The 1,186-nt window shown below is 59.4% G+C and carries 1 pseudogene; it reads left to right on the top strand.

What is annotated here, in order from left to right:
• Positions 1–54: 54 nt before the first annotated feature.
• Positions 55–1,186 (top strand): annotated as a pseudogene (locus O7A70_RS33825) (hypothetical protein); the annotation flags it as partial.

Raw genomic sequence — 1,186 nt, 5'->3', positions numbered from 1 at the left:
GACGTTCTGTGCTGGTCATGGCAGAAGGCCCTTGGCGGCGAAGGCGGCCATGGCATGATCGCGCTCTCGCCTCGGGCCCAGGCACGGCTGAAAGTCAGCAGGGTTAAGCCCGTAGCCAGGCTCATGAAACTTCACAATGCCGATGGGTCTCTGAACGAAGCATTCTTTGGCGGCCGCACGATTTCGACACCCAGCATGTTCGCCGTCGAGGATATCCATTCTGCGCTCGACTGGGCCGAAGCGTGCGGTGGACTACCCGCGCTTCTGAACAGGGTTGCCGATAACTACGCTGTCATGGCGGATTGGGTCGACTCCACTCCCTGGATTGATTGGACTTGCACCGATCCCGCTTCACGCTCGGCCTGTTCAATCACCCTCCGGCTTCCAACAGAGCGAGGAGCTGCCGGAGAGACGGAGGACGATGGCAAAATCGCCGGGCGGATGAGCCATCTGCTCGAAGCGGAGGGCGCGGCTTTTGACATTTGGAGCTACGGTGACGCGCCCCCGGGATTTCGGATATGGGCGGGGCCCACTGTCGAGTCAGAAGATCTTTCGATATTATGCGAATGGCTGGCCTGGTCTTATGGCGAGGCGTGCCAGGGCGGCACTCCACCCGAAGCGAGCATCTTGCGTCACGGCTGTTTTCCGTCCTCTGAGGCGCGCACAGTTCAGCCAAGGACGGAGTCGGCTTGTCCTATATCCGCCGCTCCCGAAAGACCACCTCCCCAGACGCTGGCAGATTGCTATGACGCGATACTTTTCGACGCGACGGGAGTCCTGATCATTGGAAATGACGCCCTGCCAGGCGCTGCTGAAATCTTGGCCCGTCTTAATAAATCTGGTCAGCCATACTACATCGTGACGAATATTAGCAGTGGGTCGGATAAAACCATACTCGCACGTCTCCGCGGTGCCGGACTTCCGATTCCGGCGGTGGACCAGATTGTGTCGGCCGGAGGTGTCGCACGACGTCGCGTGCTCCAAGAGTTGGCAGCCGGACGGCTACTCTCGTATGTGGGCAGTTCACACGCTGCGCATGACATTTTCGGAAAGCATCCGAACCTTCGTGGCGCTGAGACAGCCGAGACATTCGACACGCTCGTGGTGCTCGACGACGAAGGTTTCGACTTCAAAAGAGCTGCCGACCGCATCCTGTCGGTCTTTCACCGACGGCTGATTGAGACCG

Origin of the sequence: Mesorhizobium sp. Cs1299R1N1 (assembly GCF_037179655.1) — a bacterium.
Lineage (GTDB): Bacteria > Pseudomonadota > Alphaproteobacteria > Rhizobiales > Rhizobiaceae > Mesorhizobium > Mesorhizobium salmacidum.
Note: the sequence above shows the minus strand (reverse complement) of the source record. Positions and strands in the feature narration are given on the sequence as shown.